General features: G+C 68.7%; 22 protein-coding genes and 2 pseudogenes. 4 read left to right on the forward strand and 20 right to left on the reverse strand.

Annotation, left to right across the window (positions count from 1 at the left end; genetic code table 11):
• Window positions 1-154 precede the first annotated feature (154 nt).
• Entirely contained in the window at window positions 155-1909 is a 1755-nt protein-coding gene (locus AC07UH_RS06860; RefSeq protein WP_495180374.1) for a tryptophan-rich sensory protein, read from the forward strand.
• Between the two features lie 54 nt (window positions 1910-1963).
• Window positions 1964-2230: a hypothetical protein gene (locus tag AC07UH_RS06865; protein ID WP_038658893.1), complete on the forward strand. Its 267-nt coding sequence runs from the start codon at window positions 1964-1966 to the stop codon at window positions 2228-2230.
• A gap of 13 nt (window positions 2231-2243) precedes the next feature.
• On the opposite strand, the gene AC07UH_RS06870 is transcribed toward AC07UH_RS06865, so the two are convergent.
• From AC07UH_RS06870 to AC07UH_RS06885, 4 genes are read right to left on the reverse strand one after another with little or no spacing between them, the layout of a single operon-like run.
• Entirely contained in the window at window positions 2244-2402 is a 159-nt protein-coding gene (locus AC07UH_RS06870; protein ID WP_156143759.1) for a hypothetical protein, read from the reverse strand.
• The gene (locus AC07UH_RS06875; RefSeq protein WP_495180373.1) at window positions 2399-2581 is read right to left on the reverse strand and encodes a hypothetical protein; all 183 of its coding nucleotides are present in this window, start codon (window positions 2579-2581) and stop codon (window positions 2399-2401) included. Before AC07UH_RS06875 ends, AC07UH_RS06870 begins: the two co-directional genes overlap by 4 nt.
• Window positions 2582-2607: 26 nt before the next feature.
• A complete protein-coding gene (locus AC07UH_RS06880) occupies window positions 2608-3111 on the reverse strand; it encodes a metallophosphoesterase family protein (RefSeq protein WP_495180372.1) in 504 nt (167 codons plus the stop codon).
• A gap of 6 nt (window positions 3112-3117) precedes the next feature.
• Window positions 3118-3564 carry a winged helix-turn-helix transcriptional regulator gene (locus tag AC07UH_RS06885; protein WP_495180371.1) on the reverse strand — a complete coding sequence of 149 codons (447 nt, stop codon included), beginning with the start codon at window positions 3562-3564 and terminating at the stop codon, window positions 3118-3120.
• A 51-nt stretch (window positions 3565-3615) separates the two neighbouring features.
• Between AC07UH_RS06885 and AC07UH_RS06890 the strand changes: the two genes are divergently transcribed.
• Window positions 3616-4224, forward strand: a complete 609-nt coding sequence (locus AC07UH_RS06890) for an NAD(P)-dependent oxidoreductase (protein ID WP_495180370.1) — start codon at window positions 3616-3618, stop codon at window positions 4222-4224.
• Here AC07UH_RS06890 and AC07UH_RS06895 read toward each other — a convergent pair.
• The 16 genes and pseudogenes from AC07UH_RS06895 to glpK all read right to left on the reverse strand — a co-directional run bounded on the left by AC07UH_RS06895 (window position 4218) and on the right by glpK (window position 22769).
• On the reverse strand, window positions 4218-5411 hold the full coding sequence (locus tag AC07UH_RS06895; protein WP_495180369.1) for a histidine-type phosphatase: 1194 nt from the start codon (window positions 5409-5411) through the stop codon (window positions 4218-4220). The genes AC07UH_RS06890 and AC07UH_RS06895 overlap by 7 nt on opposite strands.
• 57 nt (window positions 5412-5468) lie before the next feature.
• Entirely contained in the window at window positions 5469-7139 is a 1671-nt protein-coding gene (locus AC07UH_RS06900) for a hypothetical protein (RefSeq protein ID WP_495180368.1), read from the reverse strand.
• Between the two features lie 13 nt (window positions 7140-7152).
• Entirely contained in the window at window positions 7153-8229 is a 1077-nt protein-coding gene (locus AC07UH_RS06905; protein WP_495180367.1) for a protein-glutamate methylesterase/protein-glutamine glutaminase, read from the reverse strand.
• A gap of 1 nt (window position 8230) precedes the next feature.
• The gene (locus AC07UH_RS06910; RefSeq protein WP_495180366.1) at window positions 8231-9082 is read right to left on the reverse strand and encodes a CheR family methyltransferase; all 852 of its coding nucleotides are present in this window, start codon (window positions 9080-9082) and stop codon (window positions 8231-8233) included.
• A complete protein-coding gene (locus AC07UH_RS06915) occupies window positions 9079-9582 on the reverse strand; it encodes a chemotaxis protein CheW (RefSeq protein WP_495180365.1) in 504 nt (167 codons plus the stop codon). The genes AC07UH_RS06910 and AC07UH_RS06915 overlap by 4 nt, the downstream gene beginning before the upstream one ends.
• Entirely contained in the window at window positions 9579-11396 is a 1818-nt protein-coding gene (locus AC07UH_RS06920; RefSeq protein WP_038658919.1) for a methyl-accepting chemotaxis protein, read from the reverse strand. Before AC07UH_RS06920 ends, AC07UH_RS06915 begins: the two co-directional genes overlap by 4 nt.
• A 103-nt stretch (window positions 11397-11499) precedes the next feature.
• Window positions 11500-12417: pseudogene (locus AC07UH_RS06925) on the reverse strand (methyl-accepting chemotaxis protein); the annotation flags it as partial.
• A 504-nt stretch (window positions 12418-12921) separates the two neighbouring features.
• Window positions 12922-13446: pseudogene (locus AC07UH_RS06930) on the reverse strand (CHASE3 domain-containing protein); the annotation flags it as partial.
• Window positions 13447-13496: 50 nt separating this feature from the next.
• Window positions 13497-13973: a chemotaxis protein CheW gene (locus AC07UH_RS06935; protein ID WP_495180364.1), complete on the reverse strand. Its 477-nt coding sequence runs from the start codon at window positions 13971-13973 to the stop codon at window positions 13497-13499.
• A gap of 4 nt (window positions 13974-13977) precedes the next feature.
• Window positions 13978-15921, reverse strand: a complete 1944-nt coding sequence (locus AC07UH_RS06940) for a chemotaxis protein CheA (RefSeq protein WP_495180363.1) — start codon at window positions 15919-15921, stop codon at window positions 13978-13980.
• Window positions 15918-16286 carry a response regulator gene (locus tag AC07UH_RS06945; RefSeq protein WP_038658930.1) on the reverse strand — a complete coding sequence of 123 codons (369 nt, stop codon included), beginning with the start codon at window positions 16284-16286 and terminating at the stop codon, window positions 15918-15920. Before AC07UH_RS06945 ends, AC07UH_RS06940 begins: the two co-directional genes overlap by 4 nt.
• The gene (locus tag AC07UH_RS06950; RefSeq protein ID WP_495180362.1) at window positions 16283-16597 is read right to left on the reverse strand and encodes an STAS domain-containing protein; all 315 of its coding nucleotides are present in this window, start codon (window positions 16595-16597) and stop codon (window positions 16283-16285) included. Before AC07UH_RS06950 ends, AC07UH_RS06945 begins: the two co-directional genes overlap by 4 nt.
• A gap of 291 nt (window positions 16598-16888) precedes the next feature.
• A complete protein-coding gene (locus AC07UH_RS06955; protein WP_495180361.1) occupies window positions 16889-17365 on the reverse strand; it encodes a cupin domain-containing protein in 477 nt (158 codons plus the stop codon).
• Window positions 17362-18468 carry a Gfo/Idh/MocA family protein gene (locus AC07UH_RS06960; protein WP_038658936.1) on the reverse strand — a complete coding sequence of 369 codons (1107 nt, stop codon included), beginning with the start codon at window positions 18466-18468 and terminating at the stop codon, window positions 17362-17364. The genes AC07UH_RS06955 and AC07UH_RS06960 overlap by 4 nt, the downstream gene beginning before the upstream one ends.
• 270 nt (window positions 18469-18738) lie before the next feature.
• Window positions 18739-21024, reverse strand: a complete 2286-nt coding sequence (locus AC07UH_RS06965; RefSeq protein ID WP_495180360.1) for a TonB-dependent receptor — start codon at window positions 21022-21024, stop codon at window positions 18739-18741.
• Between the two features lie 254 nt (window positions 21025-21278).
• On the reverse strand, window positions 21279-22769 hold the full coding sequence (gene glpK, locus AC07UH_RS06970) for a glycerol kinase GlpK (RefSeq protein WP_495180359.1): 1491 nt from the start codon (window positions 22767-22769) through the stop codon (window positions 21279-21281).
• A 75-nt stretch (window positions 22770-22844) separates the two neighbouring features.
• Between glpK and AC07UH_RS06975 the strand changes: the two genes are divergently transcribed.
• Window positions 22845-24326 (forward strand): glycerol-3-phosphate dehydrogenase, encoded by a 1482-nt coding sequence (locus tag AC07UH_RS06975; RefSeq protein ID WP_495180358.1) that lies wholly within the window; start codon window positions 22845-22847, stop codon window positions 24324-24326.

Below are 24326 nucleotides of genomic sequence, written 5' to 3' on the forward strand. Positions count from 1 at the left end.
ACGGGCGAAAAGGCATGTGCTGGGATGTCGCCGAGCGCGTCGGCTGGGTCATGGCGAACGAAGGATGTCGCATGCGCGCGCCGATCCGCCCTGATACGAACGAACGCGACCTTCCGGCACCTCGACCGTTGTGCGGGACAGAGGAGAATCTGCCATGTCCCGCCGTGTCCTGATCACCGGTGCCAGCGTCGCCGGCAATACCGCGGCGTGGTGGCTCGGCCGCGCCGGCTTCGATGTCGAGGTGGTCGAACGCGCGCCGGCGTTTCGCGACGGCGGCCAGAATATCGACGTGCGTGGCGTCGGCCGCGAGGTACTGCGGCGGATGGGACTGGAACAGGCGGCGCTCGATCGTGGCACCGGCGAGGAAGGCACCGCCTGGGTCAAAAGCGACGGCAGCGTCGCCGCGCAGTTCATCACCGCCGAGCTCGGAGCCGACGGACCCACTGCCGAAATGGAGATCCTGCGCGGCGATCTCGCCCGCTTGGTCTACGAACCCGCCGCGGCGCGCGCCACCTATCGCTTCGGCGACAGCGTGGCGGCGATCGACGAGGATGACGCGGCGGCGGTGGTCACCTTCGCCAGCGGACGGACCGCGCGATACGATGCGGTCATCGTCGCCGAGGGCGTCGGATCGGCGACCCGCTCACACGTCTTCGCGAACGAAAATGCGCCGCGCTGGATGGACCTGACGATCGCCTATTTTACGATCCCGCGGACCCAGGACGACGGGCAATTGTGGCGGTGGTACAATGCGACCGGCGGGCGCAGCGTGTCGCTGCGGCCCGACCGTTACGGCACCACGCGTGCGATGCTGTCGGTGCAGCAGCAGCCGGGCGGCGAGCAGGATTGGAGCACGGACCGCCAGAAGGCGTGGCTGCGCGAGCGGTTCGCCGATGCCGGCTGGCAGACCGCCCGCGTGCTGGACGGTATGGCGACGACGGACGATTTCTATTTCGACGTGCTGCGTCAGGTGCGGATGAAGCGCTGGTCGAAGGGCAGGGTGGTGCTGACTGGCGACGCCGCATGGTGCGCGACGCCGATCGCCGGGATCGGCACGACGCTGGCGATCACCGGCGCCTATGTGCTGGCGGCGGAGCTGGCGCGGCACGACGATGTCGCCGCGGCGTTCGACTCCTATGAGCAGGCGATGCGCCCGATGGTCGAGGACGCGCAGGGCGTTCCCAAAATCGCACCGCGGCTGATGAACCCGCAGAGCCGGCTCGCCATCCGCCTGCTCCATGGCGCGCTCGCCGCGGCGAGCCGTCCCATCGTCCACAAGGCGATGGGCAAAGTGTTCGGGAGCGGCCCGAAGGAGCCCGATCTGTCCCGCTACGATGACGCCATCCCGACCGACGCGACGATCGTCGCGCCGGAACGGGCGCCATCCGGCGTCGCGGCATCGGCGGCGGGCGGACTGTCACCGCTGCTCGCGATCGGCGCGGTCGGCGTCGTGCTGGGGGCGAGTGCGGTGCTCGGGCGGCGCAACGCGCCCGATCCGTCGCACCCCGCCATCCGGCGCTGGTATCGCCGGCTCGACAAGCCCGGCTTCACCCCGCCCGATGCCGCCTTCGGCGCGGTCTGGCCGGTGCTGGAGACCGGCCTGGCGGTCGGCGGCTATCGCCTGTTGCGCCGACCGGCGGGGCCGGCGCGCAATGCCGCGGTCGGGCTCTGGCTGCTCAACACCGCGATGGTCGGCGGCTGGACGCACTTGTTCTTCCGCGAGAAGAAGCTCGGCGCGAGTGCGGCGGCATCGGGTGCGATGGTCGCATCGGGCGCCGCCTATGTCGCGACCGCCGCGCGGGTCGACAGGCCGGCGGCGGCGGTCGGAGTGCCGTTCGTCGCGTGGCTCGGCTTCGCCACGCTGCTCGCCGAGCGGATCTGGCGCGACAATCCGGCGGAAGAAGGATGAGCCGCGACCCTTGCGGGCTTGCCGCCGGATGATCCGCCGCTAGGAGGCTCGGCGATGGACCTCGACGACCAGATGCGCCGCTATTTCGGCACCGACCAACTGGCAACGGTGCCGCCAGAGGCGATCGCCGCTGGGATCGAGCATATGAGGGTCGATCTCGGCCTCGAGCGCGACCGGGCGCGGCGGTTCGCGTTGTGGACCTTGCTCTACATGCTGGACGCGGCGCCGGCGCTCGACGCGGTCTTCGAGGAGGAGGCCGATCGCGACGCGGCGCGCAACCTGATGGACCTGTCCGCCCGGATGATGCCCGACGCGGACTGATCCGCGACGGCGGTCAACTGCGATAAAGCGCGATGCCGAGCGCCAGCATGCCGGCCATCGATACGGCGAGGAAGGCGATCATCACGATGATCACCCGCCGGATCAGCGGGCGGTTGCCGGCAGCGCCGTCGCGCCGGCCGGCATCCTGTCCGAACGTGTCGCGATCCGTCATTGTTCGAGGGGGTCCTTGACGAAGCCCTTCAGGTCGTCCGCGTCGAGATCCTCCTGCGCCTTGCCGACGTGCTTATCGTCGGTGCTGCTGCTGTCCGATTCCTCAACGGCGCAGGTCGTCTTGCCGGCGGTGTCGTCGGCATCGGGGCGGTCGGTGGCGTCGTCCGGTTGGTCGGTCATGGTGATATCCTTCGCGTTGCCGCTGCTCAACGAGCGGCCGGCGGCATCGGGGCCAGCAATTCCGCGAGCGTGACCGGCGCGAAATCGCGGGCGTCGACGCCGACGTCGAACTGGCGCGGCATCGGCTTCAGCCGGCCGTGGCTATGGCCGTGCAGGTTGATCGCGCGGCGATGCTGGCCGTTCCAGCTGCGGAAGGGATAATGGCAGAGGACGAGCGCGTGGCCGTCGAGCGACAGCTCGGCATAATCGCCGACGCTCGCCCAGCCGGCGGCGACGCGGGTGCCGTCGGGATCGTTGTTGCCGACGAGCAGATGCTTGCTGCCGTGCAGCCGGTCGAGCAGCCCGGCGACATCGCCGGCCCGGCGGGCGACGTCGCCAAGATGCCAGACGATATCGTCCGGCGCGACGCGCGCGTTCCAGCGCGCGATCAGCGTCGCGTCCATCGTCGCGGTGTCCGCGAACGGCCGGTGCTGGATGTTGATCGTGCGATGGTCGCCGAAATGCGTATCGGCGGTAAAGAAGACGGCCATCGCGGATCAACGCGCCGGGAGGACGGACGATGCGGGATCGGCCGTGACTCGCGTGTCGTAGCGACCCTGCGCCGCCGCCACCTCGGGCATGCGCGTCTCCGCCCAGTCGATCATCAGCCGCAGCGCGGCGAGCAGGTCGCGGCCGAGCGGGGTGACGCGATAGCTGACGCTGACCGGCACCGTCGCGACGGCATGGCGCGTCACCAGCCCGTCGCGTTCGAGCGCACGCAGCGTCTGGCTCAGCATCTTCTGCGAAATACCGCCGATCCGCTGCTTGAGCTGGCCGAAGCGCAATTCCCGGTCGCCGAGCAGCAGCAGGATCAGCACGCTCCATTTGTCGCCGATCCGATCGAGCAACTGGCGCGTTGGGCAGTCGCGCGCATAGGCGTCGCCGCGTCCGGTGGCGGTTTCACCAAGGTGACCAAGGGAGATGAAAGTGCCGTCTTGCTTCATGGGTCACCTCTAGCGATGTTGGTCACCGATGGAAACCAATGGAGGTGCGACATGCAGATAGCGGTATTGGGTGCGAGCGGTCACGCCGGGTCGGAGATCGCCACGGAGCTCGCCGCGCGCGGCCACAAAGTGCGGGGCATCGCCCGAAACCCGGCGGCGATCCCGCAGGCGGAGGGGATCGAGGCGGTGGCGGGCGACGCGTCCGACCCGGCGGCGCTCGCCGAGCTGATCCGCGGCAGCGATGCGGTGATCAGCGCGCTGCATTTCGACGTCACGGCGGACACGTTGCTGGCGGCGGTCAAGCGGGCGGGCGTGCCGCGATTGCTGGTCACCGGTGGTGCCGCGAGCCTTGAGGTCGCACCGGGTCAGCGGCTGTTCGACACACCGGACTTTCCGGAGGAATGGAAGCCGTTCGCTGCCGGCGGGATCGCCTTCCTCGACGCGTTGCGGGACGAGCAAGAGGTCAACTGGACCTTCTTCTCGCCGGCGGCGCAGATCTTTGAAGGGCCGCGGACCGGCCGGTATCGCACCGGCGGCGATCAGCTCGTCGTCGATGCGAATGGCGAGAGCAGGATCAGCTTCGCGGATTTCGCGATCGCGATGGTCGATGAGCTCGAACGGCCGCAGCACAGCCGCAGCCGCTTCACCGCGGCTTATTGAACCGCGGCGAGACGGCGACGGATCATCCGGTCGAAGGTCGCGAGTTCGCATAGACCGGTCACGCCGCAGCCGGGGATCGGCAGCGGCGTGATCGTCACCCTTGGCGACAGGCGGCGCAGATCATCGGGCGATTGCGTCCGGTAGGAGGCCCGGACGTAGCGCCGCTTGCGGGCGGGATCATACACGCGTTCGAGCCAGATCGCGCCGCCGGGGGCGACATCGCCCTCGGCATAGCCCGGCGCGCGCAGCGGAACGTGCAGGACGGCGGCAAGCGCGGTGACGTTGGTGTCGTGGCCGACCAATATGTCGACCGGAGAGGCATCCGCGCCGGTCAGCCCGGCGAGCATGTGACGGCCGAAGACCGCGGCCTGATGCGCGGCCATATAGGGCGGACGGGTGAAGACGTCGAACAGCGCGGCGTGGAGCGCGCCGACCCGACGGAGCGCTGCCGCGTCGATCCGGGGCCAGCCGCGCGGGTCGAGCCCCTCGGCATATTGCAGCAGGAGCACCTGCGCCGTGCCCGAGGTGGTGCGGATCGGCCCGCTCAGCTCGATGCCCCGGCCGTCGGCCGACGCAACGATGCGCGAGGGCGTAACCGGGCTGCATCCCTGCGGCGCGGCGCAACCCAGCAGCATGTCGAGTTGCGCGATCGCTGCGGCATGGCGGCGGGCGAGCGCGTCGACGCCGCCGGTATAATGCTGGATGTCGGCGATCGCGGTCGCCGGGTCGAACCGGGTCGCACCGGCGCGCAGCGGCTCAAACAGCGGATCGGCGCGATCGGGCGCGAGGTGATCCACCGGGATCGTGCAGCCCGGCGCGAGGCCAGCGGCGAAGGCGGTTCCGCTGGCGATCGTGCGCTCGGCGGTGTTGGCGTGGATGCGCACCGTGCGCGGGGCAGGACAGCCGACGCGCGGCAACAGCCCGGCGGCAACCAATGCGCGGCGATCTTCCGCGCCGAGGATCGTCATCGCCCGCGCGCCATGCGGCGTCAGTTGCTCGGCCGGCACCGGCCAATGTGGCCAGGGCGCCGCGGTGCGCGTCCCCTCCGGCGCCTCGCCGTCGATCGGCGCACGCACGCCGTGCCGCATCAGCACGACGACGCGCTCGACGGTGAGCGCCGGCCGCGCGGCGAGCGGCGTGGACGCGGCGAAGAGGAGCAGGGCGGGCAGCAGGCGGAGGAGCGTCATCTGCGGCCGCCTAGCCGCGGATTGGGTCAGGCCGGTGACGGTCCGCGCCGAGGCGGTTCAGAACAGTCCGTCGTCGTCGTCATCGTCGTTGGCGGCATGCGCCGTCGGCGCCATGCCGGGCAGCAGGAAGCGGGCGTGGACGTCGCGCTCCGCGGCCATCGTGTAGAGCTTGGCGATCGCGGGCAGGACGGCGTGCAACGCGCCCTCGTCGTCTTCCGTCAGCGTGGGCAGGTCACCGGCGCGTTCCGCCAGGATCGCCGACGCCTCTTCCATCGTGCCGGCCAGCGCCAGCTCCTGCGCGAGGTCGACCGCGGTCGCCTCGACGAGCTCGACCAGCCGCTGCGCATCGTCGCCACCCTGCAGCACGACCTGATCGGTGCGGCGGCACGCCTCGCGGATGACGAGGAGCGCGCGGGCGAGCATCGTCGCAACATCCGGCTCGTCGTTGCTCAGCGCCAGCGACACCTCGGCATCGCCGAGCCGCCCGATCGTATGCCCGACGTCGACCGTCGTCGCACCGAGGTCGCGCGCATAGGCATCCACCTCCTGCGCGACGACCGCGACGGCGCGACCGACGGTGCCGTGCCGGCGGCAGAGCAGGCGCGTGTTGGTGGCGATATCCTGTACGTCGGTGCGGATCGCGCTCAGCCGGCCGACGCGCTGCGTCAGCTCGGTGACGGTCGCATCGATCAGCCCGGTCATCCCCTCCGCCTGCCGATGTGCCGATTGCAGCTGGACGATGATCCGGTCCATGCCGGTGACGCTCTCCTCCAGCCGGGTGAGGAAGCCGCGATTGTCCTCGCCGGCCTGTTCGGCGATCAGGTCGAGCAAGGCGCGGCCATCGGGGATCAGCGCGTCCAGCGAGTCGACCAGCGCGCCCGTCTCGCGGCCGAAGTCATGAACGACGGCGTCGAGCTGTGCGGCGAGCAGGCGATCGACATGCGCCGCCGCCCCCGGACCGCAGCCGTGCGATTCGACCAGCTGCAGTGCGGCGACGACGTGTTCCAGTCGCTGACGGGTGCTGTCGCCGACCTGCAGCGCGCCGAGCAGCACCGCCACCTTGGTCTGGATGCTGCGCGCGATCGCGGCAACGCGGCGGGCGAGCTGCGCGGCGCCCTGGAGGTGGACGCCGAGCGCGGCGGCGTCCGCGGCGAGGCGCTGCGGCACCGCCGGCACCGCCTTGACGCATTCGGCGGTGAGCAGGCGATCGACCTGCTGGACGCTGGCGAGCCCCGTCTCCAGCTCCTTGAGCTTGCTGATCACCTCGGTCAGCAGCGTCTCGCCAGCGGCGAGCTTGCCGTTCATGCCGTTGACGAAGCCGACGAATTGCGGCTCGCCCGAGGCGGCGATCTTGATGTTCATGCCGTAGATGCCGAGCACGCGCAGCGAGCGATGCATGTCGAGCACATGCTGGCGCAGCAGCGCGGCGATCGCCGCGATCGTCTTGACCCGGCCGGTGCGCCCGGCGAGCGCGGCGGGCAAAGCGGTGATGCGCGCGGCGACCTCGGCGAGATCGGCGGCGGCGGCGCCGGCGTTGCTGGCGTCGAGCGCATCGACGATCGTGTCGAGCCCGCCGACGATCCGGTCGATCATCCCGATCGCGTCGGCCAGCGTCGTGCCCGCACGCAGGAAGCGCGTGTCGAGATTGGCGGCGAGCTGCGCCAGCCCCCGCCGCATCGGGCATTCCTCCGGTTCGACCACGACCAACGCGTTGCTGTCCTGAAGCATCGTCTTTTCCTATCTATCGCGTGGCGGCGAGCAGCAGTTCGCGGGCGATCGCGCCGAGCGGCACGACGCGATCCGCCGCGCCACGGGCGATCGCTTCCTTGGGCATGCCGAAGACGATCGAGGTCGCCTCGTCCTGCGCCAGCGTGCGGGCGCCCGCCTGCTTCATCTCGAGCAGGCCGCGCGCGCCGTCGTCGCCCATGCCGGTCATGATGATGCCGACCGCGTTCGATCCGGCGTTACGTGCGGCGGAGCGGAACAGCACGTCGACCGACGGCCGGTGCCGCGACACCAGAGGCCCTTCGCGCACCGCGGCGACGTAGCGGGCGCCCTGGCGTTCGAGCATCATGTGGCGCAGGCCGCCCGGCGCGATCAGCACCCGGCCGCGCATCACCGTGTCGCCATCCTCGGCCTCCTTGACGTCGACCTCGCACATGCCGTCGAGCCGCTTGGCGAAGGCGCGGGTGAAGCTTTCCGGCATGTGCTGGACGACGACGATGCCCGGCGAATTGGCGGGCAGCGCGGTCAGCACCTCGCGCAGCGCTTCGGTCCCGCCGGTCGAGGCGCCGATGCACACCACCATCTCGGTGGTGCGGCTCATCGCGCGGCCGCTGGGCGGCGGCAGCACCGCGTCGGCGGTCAGCCGCTGCTGCGGCGCCGTGCCGGCCGGCTGGCGGCGGCCGAGCCGCGCCTTGGCGGCGCCCTTCACCGTCTCGCAGATATGCAGATGCGCCTCGACCAGATGATCGGCGACGCCGACGCGCGGCTTGAGGATGACGTCGACCGCACCCGCCTCGAGCGCCTGCAGTAACGTCTCCGAGCCTTCCTCGACCAGCGACGAGCACATGACGACCGGCGTCGGGCATTGCGCCATCATCCGGCGCAGGAAGGTGATGCCGTCCATCCGCGGCATCTCGACGTCGAGGGTGATGACGTCGGGCACCTCGGCCTGGATGTAGCGCGCCGCGGCGAAGGGATCGGCGGCGGCGGCGATCACCTCGATCTGCGGATCGGCGGAGAGGATCTGGGTCATCGCCTGGCGCACGCTGGCGCTGTCGTCGATGATCAGGACGCGGACGGGCTTGGCCGGCATGTCAGTGGCGCCTGAAGATGGTGTTGCCCACCAAAGTGAGCGGAAGGTCGAGGTCGGCGATCGATTCCGAATGGCCGAGGAACAGATGGCCGCCCGAGCGCAGATTGGCGAGCAGCCGCCGCACGACCTTCTCCTGCGTCTCGCGATCGAAGTAGATCAGCACGTTGCGGCAGAAGATCATGTCCATCGGCGCACCGACGGGATAATGATCGTCCATCAGGTTGAGCGCTGCGAAGCCGATCGCCGCGCGCAGCGCCGGGGCGATGCGCACCTCGTCGCGGCCCGGCGCGGTCGGGCGCAGCACGTAGCGTTGCTGGAGCAATGGCGGCACCGGCTCGACCGCGGCGCGCGGGAAGATGCCGCGCCGCGCGACCGCCAGCACGTCGGTATCGAGGTCGGTGGCGAGGATGCCGAAATCCGGCCCGCCGCGCTCCTGCGCGAAGGCGTCGAGCAGCATCGCCAGCGTATAGGGCTCCGCCCCGGTCGAGCAGCCGGCGCTCCACACGCGCAGACGGTTGCGCCCCTCCGCCGACAGCGCCGGCAGCAGCGTGCCGGTAAGATAGTCGAAATGGCCGGGCTCACGGAAGAAATCGGTCTTGTTGGTGGTCACCGCGTTGATCAGATGCTCGGCTTCCACCGCCATGCCGCCGTCTTCGAACAGCCAGTTGCAATAATCGGCAAGCGTCTCGTGGCCGGTCGCCCGCACCCGACGGCGCAGCCGGCCGCTGAGCATCGATGATTTGTTCGACGGCATCTTGATGCCCGACACCTCCGTCACATAAGCGGAGATGCGGGCGAAATCGCGCGCCGACAGCAGATCCTCGACGATCCGGTCATAGCTTAAATCGCTCACGAGACTGCCGCGACCGGGGGCGCCGCGCCCGATTGGGCGAGGATCTGCGCCATGCCGGCCAGGGCACCGTCGAGTTCGAGCAGGCCGACGAAGCCGCCGTCGCGGCGCAGCACGCTGACGACATGGCGCGAATGCCAGGCGGTGCCGGTGTCGGGCAACGGCTCGATCGCCTCGCGCGACCAGGTGCTGACGTCGAGCACCCGGTCGACGACCAGCCCGATGACGAGCGGGCGCTCGCCGCCGGTGTCCGATTCGACCACCAGCACGCGCGTCGCCGGCGTCACCGCGACGCTGGGCAGACCGAGGCAGATGCGGAAATCGACCATCGGCACCGACAGGCCGCGCACGTCGCACAGGCCGATCAGCCAGTCGGGCGCATTGGGGACGCGGAACGCCGGGCCGTGATCGAGGATTTCGCGGACGACGCCGATCGGCAAGGCGAACAGTTCGTCGCCGATGCCGAAGACGATCGTCTGCAGCGTGCCGTCACCGCCGCTCATGCCGCACGTCCGAAATCGGCGTCTTCCGCGTCCGGACCGCCGTTGGCCAGATCGAGCGCGAAGCCGCGCACGCGTGTCTGCTGATCGGTGATCGTCCCGGGCTTGGGCTTCGACAATCTGGCCATTTTGGTTCCCTTGACGTCGGCACGACGCACCACGGCGGTCGTCGCGACGCGTCGCGTCTGCGGGGCGCTGTCCCGCCGATCGTCGGCGAGCCGGAAGAAGGCGATGCTGTGCTCCAGTTCCTCCGCCTGATCGGACAGCGCTTCCGAGGTCGAGGAGATCTGCTCGGACGCGGAGGCGTTCTGCTGCGTGACCTGATCGAGCTGCTGGATCGCCTGATTGATCTGCGATGCGCCGATGTCCTGCTCGCGACAGGCGGCGCTGATCTCGGCGACCAGCTCGGCGGTGCGGCGGATATCCGGAACCAGCCGGATCAGCATGTCGCCCGCTTCGGTGGCGGCACCGACCGTGTCCGAGGACATCGCGCTGATCTCGGTCGCGGCCGCCTGGCTGCGCTCGGCGAGCTTGCGCACCTCGGCAGCGACGACCGCGAAGCCCTTGCCGTGATCGCCGGCGCGTGCCGCCTCGACCGCCGCGTTGAGCGCGAGCAGATCGGTCTGACGGGCGATTTCCTGCACGAAGCCGATCTTTTCGGCGATCGTCCGCATCGCACCGACCGCACGCTGCACGGCGGCGCCGCTGCGCTCCGCCTCGGTCGAGGACTGGCGCGCAATCTTCTCGGTCTGCGCGGCATTGTCGGCATTCTGTTTGATGTTCGCGGCCATCTGTTCCATCGACGCCGAGGCTTCCTCGGCGGCGGCGGCCTGTTCGGTCGCGCCCTGGCTGACCTGCTCGGAGGCCGAGGACAATTGCTGGCTGCCCGCGGCGACGCTGGCCGAGGCCTGCGTCGCATCGCCGACGACGGAGCGCAGCTTCTCGATCATCGTGACCAAGGCATGGCCAAGCGTATCCTTGTCGGACAGTGGCTTGTGATCGATGGTGAGATCGCCGGTCGACACCGACTGGGCGAGCTGCGCGCTCTGCCGCAGGTTGATCGTCATGCGATTGACGGTGTCGACCAGATCCTTGATCTCGTCGTTGTTGGTCGCGGCGATATCATGGTCGAGATCGCCGATCGCCACCGCGTCGATCGCCGCGCCGATCCGCTTCAGGCCGCGCGACACCAGGGTCGAAATCCAGACCGCGCAGGCCGCCGCCAGCAGCGTCGCGGCGACGCCGACGCCGATCAGCAGGTTGCGCGCGTCGGCATAAAGCACGTTGGTCTCTTCGTCCGCCTCGTGCATGTGCGCGCTCTGCCGATCGACGATGGCGCTGACATCGCGTGTGATCGCCTCGACCATCTTCTTCTGTTCGGTTTCGGTGAGTTCACCCGCCTTGGCGTTATCGTTCGCGGTGCCGAGGGCGCTGATCCGCTCGTAGACGGGCTTCAGGGCTTCCCAATCCTGCCGCACCTGGCGCCACAACGGCTTGTCGTCCGCCGCCGCCCGGCTCTCGCCATCGGCAAGCAAGGTCTCGAACTGACGCACCCGGCGAGCGGTGTCGATATTGTAGCCGGCCATGATCTGCTGATCGGTGTTGAGCGCGAGCGCCTTCTGGTTCGACAGCATGTAGCCGAGATGGGTCTCGACCTGCTGCGCCGTCTGGAGCTGCTTGGCCGGACCGGCGATGACGTCGGTGATCGCGTCGTTGAGGGTGTTCGACTTGGCGATGCCGAGGCCGATCACCATCAGCAACATCGCGGTCAGGATCGCAAAGGCGATCCCCAGCTTCATCTTGATCGTGGCTCGCATGGGAAAATCCTAGAGGTCGGAGGCGCTGCGTCGCGCGTCGAATGGGGGGCGTCATGACGCCGGTGGTGGATCGGATGGCGATCGAAATGCCATCCGATCCCGGTCAGGCTGCGCGGCCGAAGTCAGCGTCCTCGGCATCCGGGCCGCCGGTGTTGAGGTCGAGCGCATAGCCGCGCACGCGCGACTGCTGGTCGGCGATCGTCCCCGGCTTCGCCTTGGTCAGGCTGGCACTCTTCGTGCCTTTGATCGGCACGCGGCGACGCGTCGAAGCGGTGGCGGCGATCGTCTTGCGCGCCGGTTGCGCGGGACCGACGTGATCCGCGTCGGCAAGACGGAAGAAGGCGATGCTCTGCTGCAATTCCTCCGCCTGATCGGCGAGCGAATCGGAGGTCGACGAGATCTGCTCGGACGCCGAGGCGTTCTGCTGCGTGACCTGATCGAGCTGCTGGATCGCTTGGTTGATCTGCGCGGCGCCGATGTCCTGTTCGCGGCAGGCGGCGCTGATCTCGGCGACCAGCTCGGCGGTGCGGCGGATGTCAGGGACGAGGCGGATCAGCATGTCGCCCGCCTCGGTGGCGGCGCCGACCGTGTCCGTGGACATCGCGCTGATCTCGGTCGCAGCCGCCTGGCTGCGTTCGGCGAGCTTCCGCACCTCGGCGGCGACGACCGCGAAGCCCTTGCCGTGATCGCCGGCCCGCGCCGCCTCGACTGCCGCATTGAGCGCGAGCAGGTCGGTCTGACGGGCGATTTCCTGCACGAAGCCGATCTTCTCGGCGATCGTCCGCATCGCGCCGACCGCGCGCTGCACGGCGGCGCCGCTGCGCTCCGCCTCGGTCGAGGACTGGCGTGCGATCTTCTCGGTCTGCGCCGCATTGTCGGCATTCTGTTTGATGTTGGCAGCCATCTGTTCCATCGACGCCGAGGCTTCCTCTGCGGCGGCGGCCTGTTCGGTCGCGCCCTGGCTGACCTGTTCGGAGGCCGAGGACAATTGCTGGCTGCCCGCGCCGACGCTCGCGGCGGCGGCGGTCGCATCGCCGACGACGGTGCTCAGGCGCGCGATCATCGTGACCAGCGCACGGCCGAGGACATCCTTGTCGGACAAGGGCGTGTGATCGACGGTGAGGTCGCCATTGGCGATGCGGTCGGCAAGCGTCGCCATCGCGTTGAGATTGACGGTCATCGTCGTCAGCAACCGGCCGACCTCGCTGCTCAGGCCGCCGTAATCGCGGTCGAGCCGCTGCGAGAGGTCGCCGACCGACACTGCGGCAACGACGTTCGAAATGTCGCGGAACGCCGCCTCGACCGCCTGTGCGCTGCCCAACATCCGCCCGACCTCGTCGCGGCGATCGGTCGCGAGCGGGGTGGCAAGCGTGCCGAGCAGCTCGGCGACGCGGCCGACGGGGCGCGCGATCGTCACCGTCATGCTGAAACCGATCGCGACGAGCAGCACCAGCGTCAGCGCGGTGCCGATGAAGATCGCGCGTTCGATGGTGGCGAATGCAACCGTCTGATTGGCCTGACGCTCGGTCATCAGCCGGTTTTCCTCGTCGGTCACCGCGGCGATCTCGGCGCGCAGGCTGTCGAACACCTGCTTGCCGGCGCCGCTGATCTCGATCTGGCGTGCGTCGCCGACGGTCTGCGGATTGCCCATCAGGTGGATGGCGCGCTCGGCGACACGGTCGTGCCAGTCGTCGACCAGCGTCTTGATCTTCTGCAACCGCTCCTGCTGGCGCGGATTGTCCGCGGTCAGTTTGCGCGCCTCGTCCCAGGCGGTGGCGAGATCAGTCGCGCCCTTGCGATAGGGTTCGAGGAACTTGGCGTCGCCCGACAGCAGATAGCCGCGATAGCCCGTCTCCTGATTGACCGCATTCTCCTGGATCCGATTGGCCGCGCCGATCACCGCAAACGTGTGCTGGTTCATCTCGGTCGCCGCCCGCAAGTCATTGGACTTGTTGTAGATGACCGTATTGGCGCCGATCGCGAAGAGCAGCAGGATCGTGAAGCAGACGATCAGCTTCTTCGGTATCGACAGATTGGTGAATGCGTTCATGGCGGTTTCTCCCCCCCCGGGTGGTTATCGTGCGGCCGTCGGCCGACAGGTCAGTGGACGACGGTCGCGAAGATGGCGTCGAGGTCGGGCAGGACGACGATCTCGCCATGGTGCTGGATGAGCCCGCGGATGTGGTCGCGGCGCCAGCGCATGCCGATCGCCGGCGCGGCTTCGCAATCGATCGACGACAGGGTCGTCACCTCGTTGACCCGGTCGGCGCGCAGGCCGATCAGCTCGAGCGTCTCGCCGACCGGCCGCTCGATCACGACGATGCGATTGTCGCGGGTGGTGTCCGCCGGCGCCATGTCGAACGCCCGGCGCAGATCGGCGAGGGGAATGACGCGCCCGCGGAAGTTGATGACGTGGCCGACCAGCGGATCGGCGCCCGGCACCGCGGTCTCGGGCATCAGGTCGAGGATCTCCTGCACCAGCACGGCCTCGATCGCGAAGGTCTCGCCGCCGACGCCGAAGGACAGGACCTCGAGCGTGCCGTCGGCGGTCCAGGGGAGGGGAGTGGAATCGGTCATGGGCTTATCCTGCGGCCTGCAGCCGCTCCTCCCGGGGCTGGGCGAGATCGACCAGATGGCCGATGTCGAGGATGAGGGCGACGTTGCCGTCGCCGAGGATGGTGGCGCCCGAGAAGGAGCCGATGTCGCGATGCAGCGCCGACATCGACTTGATGACGGTCTGGTGGTTGCCGATGATCTGGTCGACGACCAGCCCGACGCGTTCCGCGCCGATCGAGACGACGACGATCTTCTGATAGGGATCGGGCGCCGTACCGGTGGCGAACAGGTCGCGCAGCCGGACGAACGGCACCAGCCGATCGCGCAGGCTGATCAGGCTGCGCCCGCGCGAGCGGATATCCTCCTCGGGACTGAGTTCGAGGCATTCCTCGACCGCGGCGAGCGGTAGTACGTAGCGACCGTCGCCGACGCGCACGAGCAGCCCGTCGATGATCGCCAGCGTCAGCGGGATGCGCAATGTGATCGTCGAACCCTCGCCGTCGACCGAGGCGACGTCGATCGTACCGCGCAGCGTCTCGATCGTGCGCTTGACGACGTCCATGCCGACGCCGCGGCCCGACAAATTGGTCACCTGCGCGGCGGTCGAGAAGCCGGGCGCGAAGATCAGGCCCAGCAACTCGCCGTCGGTCAGCACCTGGCCGGGCTGGACGAGGCCGTTCGCCTCCGCCTTGGCGCGGACGCGGGCGCGGTCGATGCCGCGACCATCGTCGCGGATCGTGATGACCACCTCGCCGCCGGCCTGATGCGCCGCCAGCCGGACCGTGCCGGTGGCGGGCTTGCCGGCGGCGGCGCGGACGTCCGCCGGCTCCAGGCCATGGTCGCAGCTGTTGCGGACGATATGGACGAGCGGATCGAACAGGCGTTCGACGACGGTCTTGTCGATCTCGGTCGCCTCGCCGTCGGTGATCAGCTCGATCGCCTTGCCGGTGTCGCGCGCGAGATCGTGGACGAGGCGGCGGAAGCGGCCGAACAGCGTGCCGACCGGCACCATGCGCAGCCCCATCATCGTGTCGCGCAATTCGCCCGACAGCCGCTCGATCTCCTCGGACACCGAGCGCAGCGCGACGCCGCCGTCCTGATGCGCGAGCTGCGACAGCCGGCTCTGCGCGATTACCAGCTCGCCGACGCGATCCATCAGCAGGTCGAGCCGCTCGGCGGGCACGCGGACGCTTTCCGCCGCCGGCTTGACGGGCAGCTTCGCCTCGTGCTGGCCTTCGTCCTCGACCGGTGCCGCGGCGACCGCCTCCGCAACCGCGGCATCCGGCGCGTCCGGCTCGATCGCTTCGATCTCGAGCGTCATGTCGTCCATCACGAAGATGAACACGTCCTCGATCGCCTCGCGGCTGATGTCGCCGGTCAGCGTCACGTCCCAGCCGAGATGGCAGTCGGTCGGCACCAGCGCCGGCAGCGGCGGTACCGCGTCGGTCCGCACCGCGATCGTGCACGCACCCAGCTCGCGCAATTCGTCGAGCAGGGTCAGCGGGTTGGTACCGTTGCGCATCGCATCGACGGGCAGGCGGAAGAACAATTTCCAGCCGCGCTGCGCCGCGGCGGGCGCCGCGACCGCGACGCCATCGGTCTGCGCGGCGGCGACCGCATCCGCCAGCCGTGCGAGGATCGCCTCGCCCTCGCCGGTATCGGGATCGCCGTCGACCAGCGCGCGCATATGGTCGCCCGCCGAGAGGATCACCGCGACGAGCTCCTCGGTCGCGGGCACCTCGCCCTTGCGGACCTTGTCGAAGGCGCTCTCGCAATGATGGGTGAAGGCGGCGAGCGCGTCGAAGCCGAACATCGCGCCCGAGCCCTTGAGCGTGTGCAACCCGCGGAACACCGCGTTGACCAACGCGGTGTCTCCGAGGTGATGGCCGAGGTCGAGCAGCCCCTGCTCGACCTGGTCGAGCAGTTCGGCGGCTTCGACCCGGAAGGCGGCGGCGGGATCCTCGGTCATCTGCCGAGCACCTTGCGCGCGGTCTTGACGAGCTGTTCGGGGACGAACGGCTTGACCAGCCAGCCGGTGGCGCCCGCCGCCTTCGCCTGCGCCTTGATGTCGCCGTCCGATTCCGTCGTCAGGAACAGGATCGGCACGCCGGCCTGTTCGGGTTGCTTGCGCAACTCGCGAATCATCGTCAGCCCGTCCATGTTGGGCATGTTGAGATCCGTGACGATCAGATCGAACCGCGTCTCCGCGGCCTTGGCGAGCCCCTCGACGCCATCGCCCGCCTCGGTCACGGCATAGCCCGCGCCCGTCAGGGCGATACGGATCGCCATGCGCAAACTGGCGCTGTCGTCGACGGTCAGGATGGAAGCGGTCATTGCGGCAATTCTCCGTGGAACCAGAAGGTGATGTCGGCAGGCGACGCCGCCGCCAGGAAGCCGGCGCGATCGAGCAGCGCGGCGAGCGCCGGCGAAGCGGGCTGGGCAAGCGTCACCGCCGCGCCGCCATCCGCAGCATTTCGCCGGGCCGACTCAATAAGTTGCAAGGTACTAAGGTCGATAGTGCCGGCCGTGGCCAGATCGAGGCAAATGCTGTCATGCTCGGACGCAGCATCCCGTAGACGATCGGCAATATCCCCGACCGTCTTCAGGCATGCGTCATCATTGAGCACCAACGTCATGGTGGTCATGTCTCGATCGCCTCATAGAATTATAGCACCGCAACGCCGTTTGCCGGCAGGCCGATGCTAAAGCGGGCGAGACAGCTAACGACTGCCTTTTGGTCAGTAATGGATTTAAAAGCCGTTAATGCGATAAGTGCGTCGCCGCGAAATCATCGCGTGCGTGCAATTCGGCCGTGTGCGGTTGCGCCGGCGTCAGTCGCGGACGGTTCTTCGATTATAGCGCGAGCGCGGTGTAACCGATCCGCATGTGCGGCGGATCGGCTGCGACGACGAGGCAGGATCAGCGCGCGTCGATCGTCATCGGGCGGTGGACAATTTGGTGCCGAGCAGGACCAGCCGCTCGCCGGTGATCCCGAACCAATGCGGCACGCCGGCGGGCACGAGGAAGACGTCGCCGGGCTTCAGCGTCCGCGTCGTCCCGCCGACGATACGGCTGCCCTCGGTGAGATCCGGGCGGGTCGGCTTGGCGTCGGCGAGCGTTCCGCCCGAGATCATCGTACCGGCGCCGTCGACGACCATGACATATTCCGCCTGCGCGGGATGGACCGCGGGACGGCCGGGTGACTTCCAGATCTCGAGCGCGGCGACATGGCCGTCGGCCTGCACCAGCGGCTGCCACGCGAACCCCTGGCCCGGCTTCATCGCCTTGGCCATCGCGGCGATCTGCGTCCGCACGTCCGCGGCGGCGGCAAAGCGGGCGGGGCCGCTGCTCTGTGCCGCCAGCGGCGCCGCGACCAGCATTGCCAGCGCGGTGCAGAGACGCAGGCCGGTCATGCGCGACCGTCCAGCCGGATCGTCCGGCCTTCGCGTGCCGAGCGGTAGATCGCCTCGACGATGCGCATGTCACGCAGCCCTTCCTCGCCCGAGACGATCGGTTCGCGTCCGCTGCGCACGCATTGTGCGAGGTGGTCGAGCTGGCCGGCGAATTGCGTCTTCGCAGGGCCGGCGGGCGGAGTCACCTCGCGTTCGCGGCCGTCGCGCCCCAGCCACATATGGTTGCCGTCATAGCGCGTCGCCGGCTCCAGCTCGATCCGGCCCTTGTCGCCCATCAGCAGGATATGGTTCTGGTTGGCGCTGTACATCGACTGGCAGCCGGCGATCGCGCCGGACGGGAATTCCAGCGTCCATTCGATCATGTCCTCCACCTCGGTGAAGCGCGGATCGCGCCGGTCGGTGGATTCCCGCGCGGTGACCGCGATCGGCTCCTCGCCGGTCATGTAGCGCGCCGCCTGCAGGCTGTAGACGCCCATGTCCATCAGCGAGCCGCCGCCCGCCAGCGCACGCTTGAGTCGCCATGCCGACGGGCTGCCCTGGGTGAAGCCATGCTCGGTACGGACGTAGCGGATCTTGCCGGCGGCGCCGGTGCGGGCGAGCCGCATCGCCTCGAGGTTGAACGGCTCGAAATGGCAGCGATAGCCGATCATCAGCTTGCGGTTCGCCTTCTTGCAGGCGGCGATCATCGCCTCGCATTCGGCGACCGACACCGCCATCGGCTTCTCGCACATGACGTGCTTGCCGGCTTTGGCGGCGCGGATGGTATATTCGGCGTGCATCGAATTGGGCAGGCAGACGTAGACGATGTCGACGTCGGGATTGTCGCGGATCGTGTCGAAATTGGCGTAGGAATAGACCGATCGGGCGGGCAGGCCGTGCTCCGCCGCAACGCGCTGCGCCTTGGCGGCATCGCCGCTGACCACCGCGGCGAGGCGGCTGTGGGTGCAATTGGCGAATTGCGGGATGATGACGCCGAGGCCATAGCTGCCGAGCCCGACGATGGCATAGCCGAGCGGCCGGTCCGGCGCCGCCCGCCCGATCGCGCTGGAGCCGACGGTCAGCGCCGCCGCCGAGAGTAGGAGGTCACGACGTCCGATGTCCATGTCAGGCTCCGATGTGCAGGATAAGCGGCGCGCCGGGTGATGCGCCTGCCGCGGGCCGCGACGGATCGAACGCCCGGGTCGTGCCGCACCGGAGGTGGCATCCGATCGCCATCATCCACCTCCTCCCGACCGGGGCGCGCCCGGCCTGTTGCGCCGCTTCGACGAGCGATCTGTCTGCCGCCGCGACTCACGGCTCGCCACCTTGGTAGTCGAGGCGGTCAGACAGATACAAGCGGGATTGTCGTCTCTTATCCGAGACTTATACTCAGGTTAGAAGTTGAGCCCGACGCGGAGGCCGCCGTAGCGGCGATAGTCGCGCGGCAGCATCGCGACGGTGGCGACGCGATTGTCGAAGTTGCTCGCGACGTTGACCATCGCGCTATAGTGGCGCTGGTCGAACACATTGTCGAGGAAGGCGACCGCTTCCCAGCGGTGCGCCTGATCGCGCACGCCGAGATTGACGTTGACGATGTGATAGGCGTTCTGCAGCACCTGCGGGTCGCGCGGCGCGTAATAGAGCGCGCCCTGATATTGCCACGCGACCTGGATCACGCCGCGCCGCTTGTCGTCGAGCGCCGGCGAATAGTCCGCGATCGCATTGATCCGCCACGTCGGGGCCTGCGGCAGCCGTTCGCCGCTGAGATTCTGGCGACGGGGATTGCCGGTGCAGCCCTGCGCCTCGGTCTGCAACGCATAGCAGGGCGCGGAGGGGAAGGAGACGTAATTGGCGCGCAGATAGGTCGCATTGCCGGTCAGCGTGACATCGTCCGTCGGCCGTACCGAGCTTTCGACCTCGATGCCGCGGGTCACCAGCCGGCCGACGTTGGTCAGCCGGTTGATGAACGTGCCATCGGGGAAGGTCTCGATCGTCTGTGCCTGCAGATCGCGATAATGGGTGTTGAAGAAGGTGAGGTTGAACGTCAGGCGACGATCGAACCACTGGCTGCGTACGCCGATCTCCTTGTCGCGCGAGCGTTCGGGCCGGATCGGGCCGCTGTCGGCGCGCTTCTGGTCGAACCCGGTCGACAGGTCATAGGCCTGCCCCTTGTAGCCGGTCGCATAGCTGCCGAAGAGCATCAGGTCGCGGGTCGCCTGATAGTCGAGGCCGAGACGGTAGGTGAAGACGTTGTCGCTGTCGTGACCGGCGAAATAGCTCTTCGCGGTCGGATCGCGCCGGGCGAGCAGGCGATTGGCATAGGTGTAATCGACACGCTCGTTCTGGACACGGCCACCGGCCGTCGCGGTGAGATGCGGCACGAACTCCCAGTCGATCTGACCGAAGCCGGCGATCTGCCGCGAGCCCGCGGTGGCGTACAGGTTGGACAAGGCGAAACCGGGGCCGCGATCGAACGGGCGTTCGAAGCCGGTGTTGGCGTAATAGACGCCGAGCGCATAGCGGAACGCCGCATCGTCGGGCGACAGCAGCCGCACCTCCTGACTGAACAGCCGCGACCGGAAGGTGCCGATCTCGCGCGCATTGCCGACGCGCTTCCTGGCGGCGGTATCGTCATAGTCGAAATAATCGTCGAGCTTGAACCGGTCGTAGTTCGTCAGGCTGAGCAGGTTTAGCGTTCCCAGACTGAGCTCGGTCCGCAGCAGTCCGCCGCCGCCGTGATATTGCGTACCCGAGCGAGCGTTGTAGGCGACGTTCTGATTGTCCGGACCGATCACGACCCCCGGCAGCACGACCGCGCTGGTCAGGGCGGGATCGCCGCGCAAGCGCGCTTCGGGCGACATCGCAACGAACGGTCGCGCGGCGGTGGAATTGCCGGTCAGGTAATTGCCCGACAGGGTGAAGGTGAGCCCGGGGCTGGCCTTCCAGCGCAGCTTGGCACGCGAGTTGAGCGTCTCGCGACCATTGGCGCGCTTGCCGTTGTCGAGGTTGCGGGCGTTGCCGTCCCAATGCGTGTAACCGCCCGAGAAGACGAAGCCGAGCGTATCGGTCAGCGGCCCGGTGACGCTCAGCTGCTCGGCGAATTCGTGATCGCCGGTGATGCGCGCATTGGCGCGGATATGCAGCTGGTCGGTCGGCTGCGTCGTCATGATCTTGATGAGGCCGGCCGAGGCCGACTTGCCGTACAGCGTGCTTTGCGGCCCGCGCAGCACCTCGATCATCGCGACGTCGGGCAGGTCGGTGATCGCACGCGCCAGAAACGCCACCGGCGCGCCGTCGACGGTCACCGCGACGCTCGATTCCACCCCGATCGCATAAGCGAAGGTGCCGATGCCGCGCATCGCCACGTTGTAGTTCACCGGATGGTTCGCCGGCCGGATGACGAGCGACGGCATCACTTTGTCGAGATCCTGGAAATGATGCGCGCCCTGCGCGTCGAGCTGCGAAGGCAGCACCACCTGGACGGGCATCGGCACGTTCTGGAGGTTCTCGAACCGCTTCTGCGCGGTCGTGGTGACGATGATCGCGCCATCGGCGTCCTCGGTGACGGTCCCCGGTCTGGGCGCGGGCGCCTGCGTCTGGGCGGCGGCCGGCGCTGCCGCGAGTGCGGCAGCGGAGGCGGCGATCAGGCATCGCGCCTGACGCGAACGACGATAGTGCATCAAAGTCCCCCTGGTTCGTGATATTTGTCCAGGTCTTGTAGAGAATCCGCGAGGCCCGCCGGCGCAGCGGCGTTGCTTTTTACCGATTATGGGTTTCTTTTCAAAGCGGCCGTATCCTTGCGGACACTGGGAGCGCTGGCGATCGGCAATAGAATTTAGCGTTTGTTACGATACGTTTGACCATCGACTTTGCCATCGAAGGCGTCGCTTGACTTGCCGTGGATGCTCCGGATTCCTGACCGCTGCGTCTTTACTTAGTGCGTACTCAACGTCCGCCGTACGGCATCATGCCAGCCCGCGGCGAGCGGGGCGCGTTCCTCCGCGCGCATCGTCGGCGCGAAGCAGCGGTCGCGCGACCAGAGCCGGGCGAGATGATCGAGCCCCGACCAGACGCCGGTGGCGAGGCCGGCGTGGAAGGCGGCCCCGCGTGCGGTCGTCTCGAGGTCGGTCGGGCGTTCGACCGGCGTGTCGATCATGTCGGCGAGGAAGCCGCACAGCCAGTCGTTCGCCGCCATGCCGCCATCGACGCGCAGGATCGCCGGATGGCCGCCGCCGTCCGCCGCCATCGCTTCGGCGAGGTCCATCGTCTGGAACGCCACCGCCTCAAGCGCGGCGCGGGCGAGATGCGCCGCGCCGGCGCCGAGCGTCAGCCCGAAGATCGCGCCGCGCGCGTCCGGGTCCCAATGCGGCGCACCGAGCCCGGTGAAGGCGGGGACCATGTAGACGCCGTGATTGTCGGGAACGCGGGTGGCGAGATCGTCGGTCTGGCTGGCGTGGGTGATGACGCCGATGCCGTCGCGCAGCCATTTGACCGCGGCGCCGGCGATGAAGATCGATCCTTCCAGCGCGTAGACGGTGCGTCCGTCGAGCCGATAGGCGGGGGTGGTGAGCAGCCGATGCTGCGAGGCGACCGCCTCCCTTCCCGTGTTGAGCAACATGAAACAGCCGGTGCCATAGGTCGATTTGGCCATGCCGGGCTCGAAGCACGCCTGCCCGAACAAGGCGGCCTGCTGGTCGCCGGCGATCCCCGCCACCGGCACCGCGGCGCCGAGCAGGTCGGGACGGGTGATGCCGTAGACATGAGCGTTGTCATGCACCTGCGGCAGCATCGCCGCGGGCACGCGCAGCAGTCGGCACAGCTCGGCGTCCCAGTCCTGACGGTGGATGTCGTAGAGCATCGTCCGCGACGCGTTGGTGATGTCGGTGGCATGCACCGCGCCGCCGGTCAGCCGCCACAGCAGGAAGCTGTCGATCGTCCCGAAGGCGAGCTCGCCACGCTCCGCGCGGTCACGTGCGCCCGCGACGTTGTCGAGCAGCCAGGCGATCTTGGTGGCGGAAAAATAGGGATCGATCAGCAGCCCGGTGCGCGCGCGAACCAGATCCTCGGCACCCTCGGCCTTCAGCTCCTGACAGCGCGCCGCACCGCGCCGGTCCTGCCAGACGATCGCCCGATGGACCGGTTCGCCGGTGGCCCGGTCCCAGACCACTGCCGTCTCGCGCTGGTTGGTGATGCCGATCGCGGCGAGATCGGCGGCGGCGAGGCCGCTGTTCGCGAGTGCCGTTCGTGCGGTGGCGAGCGCGTCGCGCCAGATGTCCTCCGGATCGTGCTCGACCCAGCCGGGTGCCGGATAATGTTGCGCGAATTCGGCCTGGGCGATGGCGACGCGGCGGGCGGTGCCGTCGAAGACGATCGCGCGCGTCGAGGTCGTGCCCTGATCGATGACCAGAATGTGCGTCTTGGCCATCCGTCTCTCCTGTGCTTCGTTTCGCTCCGGGATGCGGTATTGCTCGCAGCGCGACGAAAGCGAAGGATTTTGACGATGGAACGGGGGCCGGACGAGAGTGTCGACGTGCTGGTCGTCGGCGGTGGCATCAACGGGACCGGCATCGCGCGCGACGCGGCGGGGCGGGGGCTGTCGGTGCTGCTGGTCGAGCAGGACGATCTCGCCAGCCATACCTCGTCCGCCTCGACCAAGCTGATCCACGGCGGGCTGCGCTACCTCGAATATGGCGAGTTCCGGCTGGTCCGCGAGGCGCTGATCGAGCGCGAGCGCCTGTGGGGGATGGCGCCGCATATCGTCTGGCCGCTGCGCTTCGTACTGCCGCAGACGCATTCGCCGCGGCCGGCGTGGATGGTGCGGGCAGGGCTGTTCCTCTACGATCATCTTGGCGGCCGCCGGAAACTACCGGGGACGCAAAGCGTCGCGCTGGCGCGGTCGCCGTTCGGGCAGGGCCTGTCCGAACGGGCCGGCAAGGCATTCGTCTATTCGGACTGCTGGGTCGAGGACAGCCGGCTTGTCGTGCTCAACGCGCGCGACGCGGCGGAGCGTGGCGCGCGTATCGCGACCCGGACGCGGCTGGTGCGCGCGCAGCGCGGCGCGGACGGCTGGACCGCGGAGATTGCCGACAAGGACGGTCACGTCCGGATGGTCCGTGCACGGGCGCTGGTCAATGCGGCGGGGCCATGGGTCGCCGACGTGCTCGGCCGGACTGCGGGAGCGCGCAACGATCGCGGCGTGCGGCTGGTCAAGGGCAGCCATATCGTCGTGCCGCAGCTCTACGAAGGCGATCATGCCTTCATGCTTCAGAACGAAGACCGGCGGATCGTCTTCGCCATCCCCTACGAAGGGCGGTTCACCCTCGTCGGGACGACCGACGCCGCGTGGGACGCACCGCCCGCTCGCGCGGCGATCGATGCGGCCGAGACGCACTATCTGCTCGACACGATCGCCCGCTATTTCGAGCACAGCGTCGGGGCGGACGACATCGTCTGGAGCTATGCGGGCATCCGGCCGCTCTACGACGACAAGGCGGCCAATGCCTCGGCGGTGACGCGCGACTATGTGCTCGATCTCGACGCGGGCGAGGGGCAGGCGCCGATGCTGAGCGTCTACGGCGGCAAGATCACCACCTATCGCAAGCTCGCGGAACATGCGCTGCGCGATCTCGCGCCGCTGCTCGGGTCGCAGGCGCCGGCGTGGACGGCGGGGGCGGTGCTGCCCGGCGGCGATCTGCCGGATGCGGATTTCGGGCGCTTCCTGACCGGTTTGCAGGCGCGCTATCCCGAGGTGTCGCGCGATCTGCTGCGGCGGCTGGCACACGCATACGGCACGCGCGCGACCGCGATCCTCGACCGCGATCCGGGGCAGGATCTCGGCGGCGGACTGTTCACCACCGAGGTCGACTATCTCGTCGCGCAGGAATGGGCGCAGACCGCCGAGGACGTGCTGTGGCGGCGCAGCAAGCTCGGCCTGCACGTGCCCGCGGGCACGGCGGAGCGGCTTGCCGCCTATCTCGGATGA

The sequence above is a fragment of the Sphingomonas sp. GW821-FHT04B01 genome (assembly GCF_059420425.1).

What these genes read in the sequence shown, in the direction of transcription:
- glpK (WP_495180359.1), bottom strand. Translation starts at nt 22,769, where the DNA reads ATGGCCAAGACGCACATTCTGGTCATCGATCAGGGCACGACCTCGACG.
- AC07UH_RS06975 (WP_495180358.1), top strand. Translation starts at nt 22,845, where the DNA reads ATGGAACGGGGGCCGGACGAGAGTGTCGACGTGCTGGTCGTCGGCGGT.
- AC07UH_RS06895 (WP_495180369.1), bottom strand. Translation starts at nt 5,411, where the DNA reads ATGACGCTCCTCCGCCTGCTGCCCGCCCTGCTCCTCTTCGCCGCGTCC.
- AC07UH_RS06875 (WP_495180373.1), bottom strand. Translation starts at nt 2,581, where the DNA reads ATGACCGACCAACCGGACGACGCCACCGACCGCCCCGATGCCGACGAC.
- AC07UH_RS06885 (WP_495180371.1), bottom strand. Translation starts at nt 3,564, where the DNA reads ATGAAGCAAGACGGCACTTTCATCTCCCTTGGTCACCTTGGTGAAACC.
- AC07UH_RS06890 (WP_495180370.1), top strand. Translation starts at nt 3,616, where the DNA reads ATGCAGATAGCGGTATTGGGTGCGAGCGGTCACGCCGGGTCGGAGATC.
- AC07UH_RS06905 (WP_495180367.1), bottom strand. Translation starts at nt 8,229, where the DNA reads ATGCCGGCCAAGCCCGTCCGCGTCCTGATCATCGACGACAGCGCCAGC.
- AC07UH_RS06920 (WP_038658919.1), bottom strand. Translation starts at nt 11,396, where the DNA reads ATGCGAGCCACGATCAAGATGAAGCTGGGGATCGCCTTTGCGATCCTG.
- AC07UH_RS06915 (WP_495180365.1), bottom strand. Translation starts at nt 9,582, where the DNA reads ATGAGCGGCGGTGACGGCACGCTGCAGACGATCGTCTTCGGCATCGGC.
- AC07UH_RS06960 (WP_038658936.1), bottom strand. Translation starts at nt 18,468, where the DNA reads ATGGACATCGGACGTCGTGACCTCCTACTCTCGGCGGCGGCGCTGACC.
- AC07UH_RS06945 (WP_038658930.1), bottom strand. Translation starts at nt 16,286, where the DNA reads ATGACCGCTTCCATCCTGACCGTCGACGACAGCGCCAGTTTGCGCATG.
- AC07UH_RS06900 (WP_495180368.1), bottom strand. Translation starts at nt 7,139, where the DNA reads ATGCTTCAGGACAGCAACGCGTTGGTCGTGGTCGAACCGGAGGAATGC.
- AC07UH_RS06955 (WP_495180361.1), bottom strand. Translation starts at nt 17,365, where the DNA reads ATGACCGGCCTGCGTCTCTGCACCGCGCTGGCAATGCTGGTCGCGGCG.
- AC07UH_RS06870 (WP_156143759.1), bottom strand. Translation starts at nt 2,402, where the DNA reads ATGACGGATCGCGACACGTTCGGACAGGATGCCGGCCGGCGCGACGGC.
- AC07UH_RS06865 (WP_038658893.1), top strand. Translation starts at nt 1,964, where the DNA reads ATGGACCTCGACGACCAGATGCGCCGCTATTTCGGCACCGACCAACTG.
- AC07UH_RS06860 (WP_495180374.1), top strand. Translation starts at nt 155, where the DNA reads ATGTCCCGCCGTGTCCTGATCACCGGTGCCAGCGTCGCCGGCAATACC.
- AC07UH_RS06950 (WP_495180362.1), bottom strand. Translation starts at nt 16,597, where the DNA reads ATGACCACCATGACGTTGGTGCTCAATGATGACGCATGCCTGAAGACG.
- AC07UH_RS06940 (WP_495180363.1), bottom strand. Translation starts at nt 15,921, where the DNA reads ATGACCGAGGATCCCGCCGCCGCCTTCCGGGTCGAAGCCGCCGAACTG.
- AC07UH_RS06965 (WP_495180360.1), bottom strand. Translation starts at nt 21,024, where the DNA reads ATGCACTATCGTCGTTCGCGTCAGGCGCGATGCCTGATCGCCGCCTCC.
- AC07UH_RS06880 (WP_495180372.1), bottom strand. Translation starts at nt 3,111, where the DNA reads ATGGCCGTCTTCTTTACCGCCGATACGCATTTCGGCGACCATCGCACG.
- AC07UH_RS06935 (WP_495180364.1), bottom strand. Translation starts at nt 13,973, where the DNA reads ATGACCGATTCCACTCCCCTCCCCTGGACCGCCGACGGCACGCTCGAG.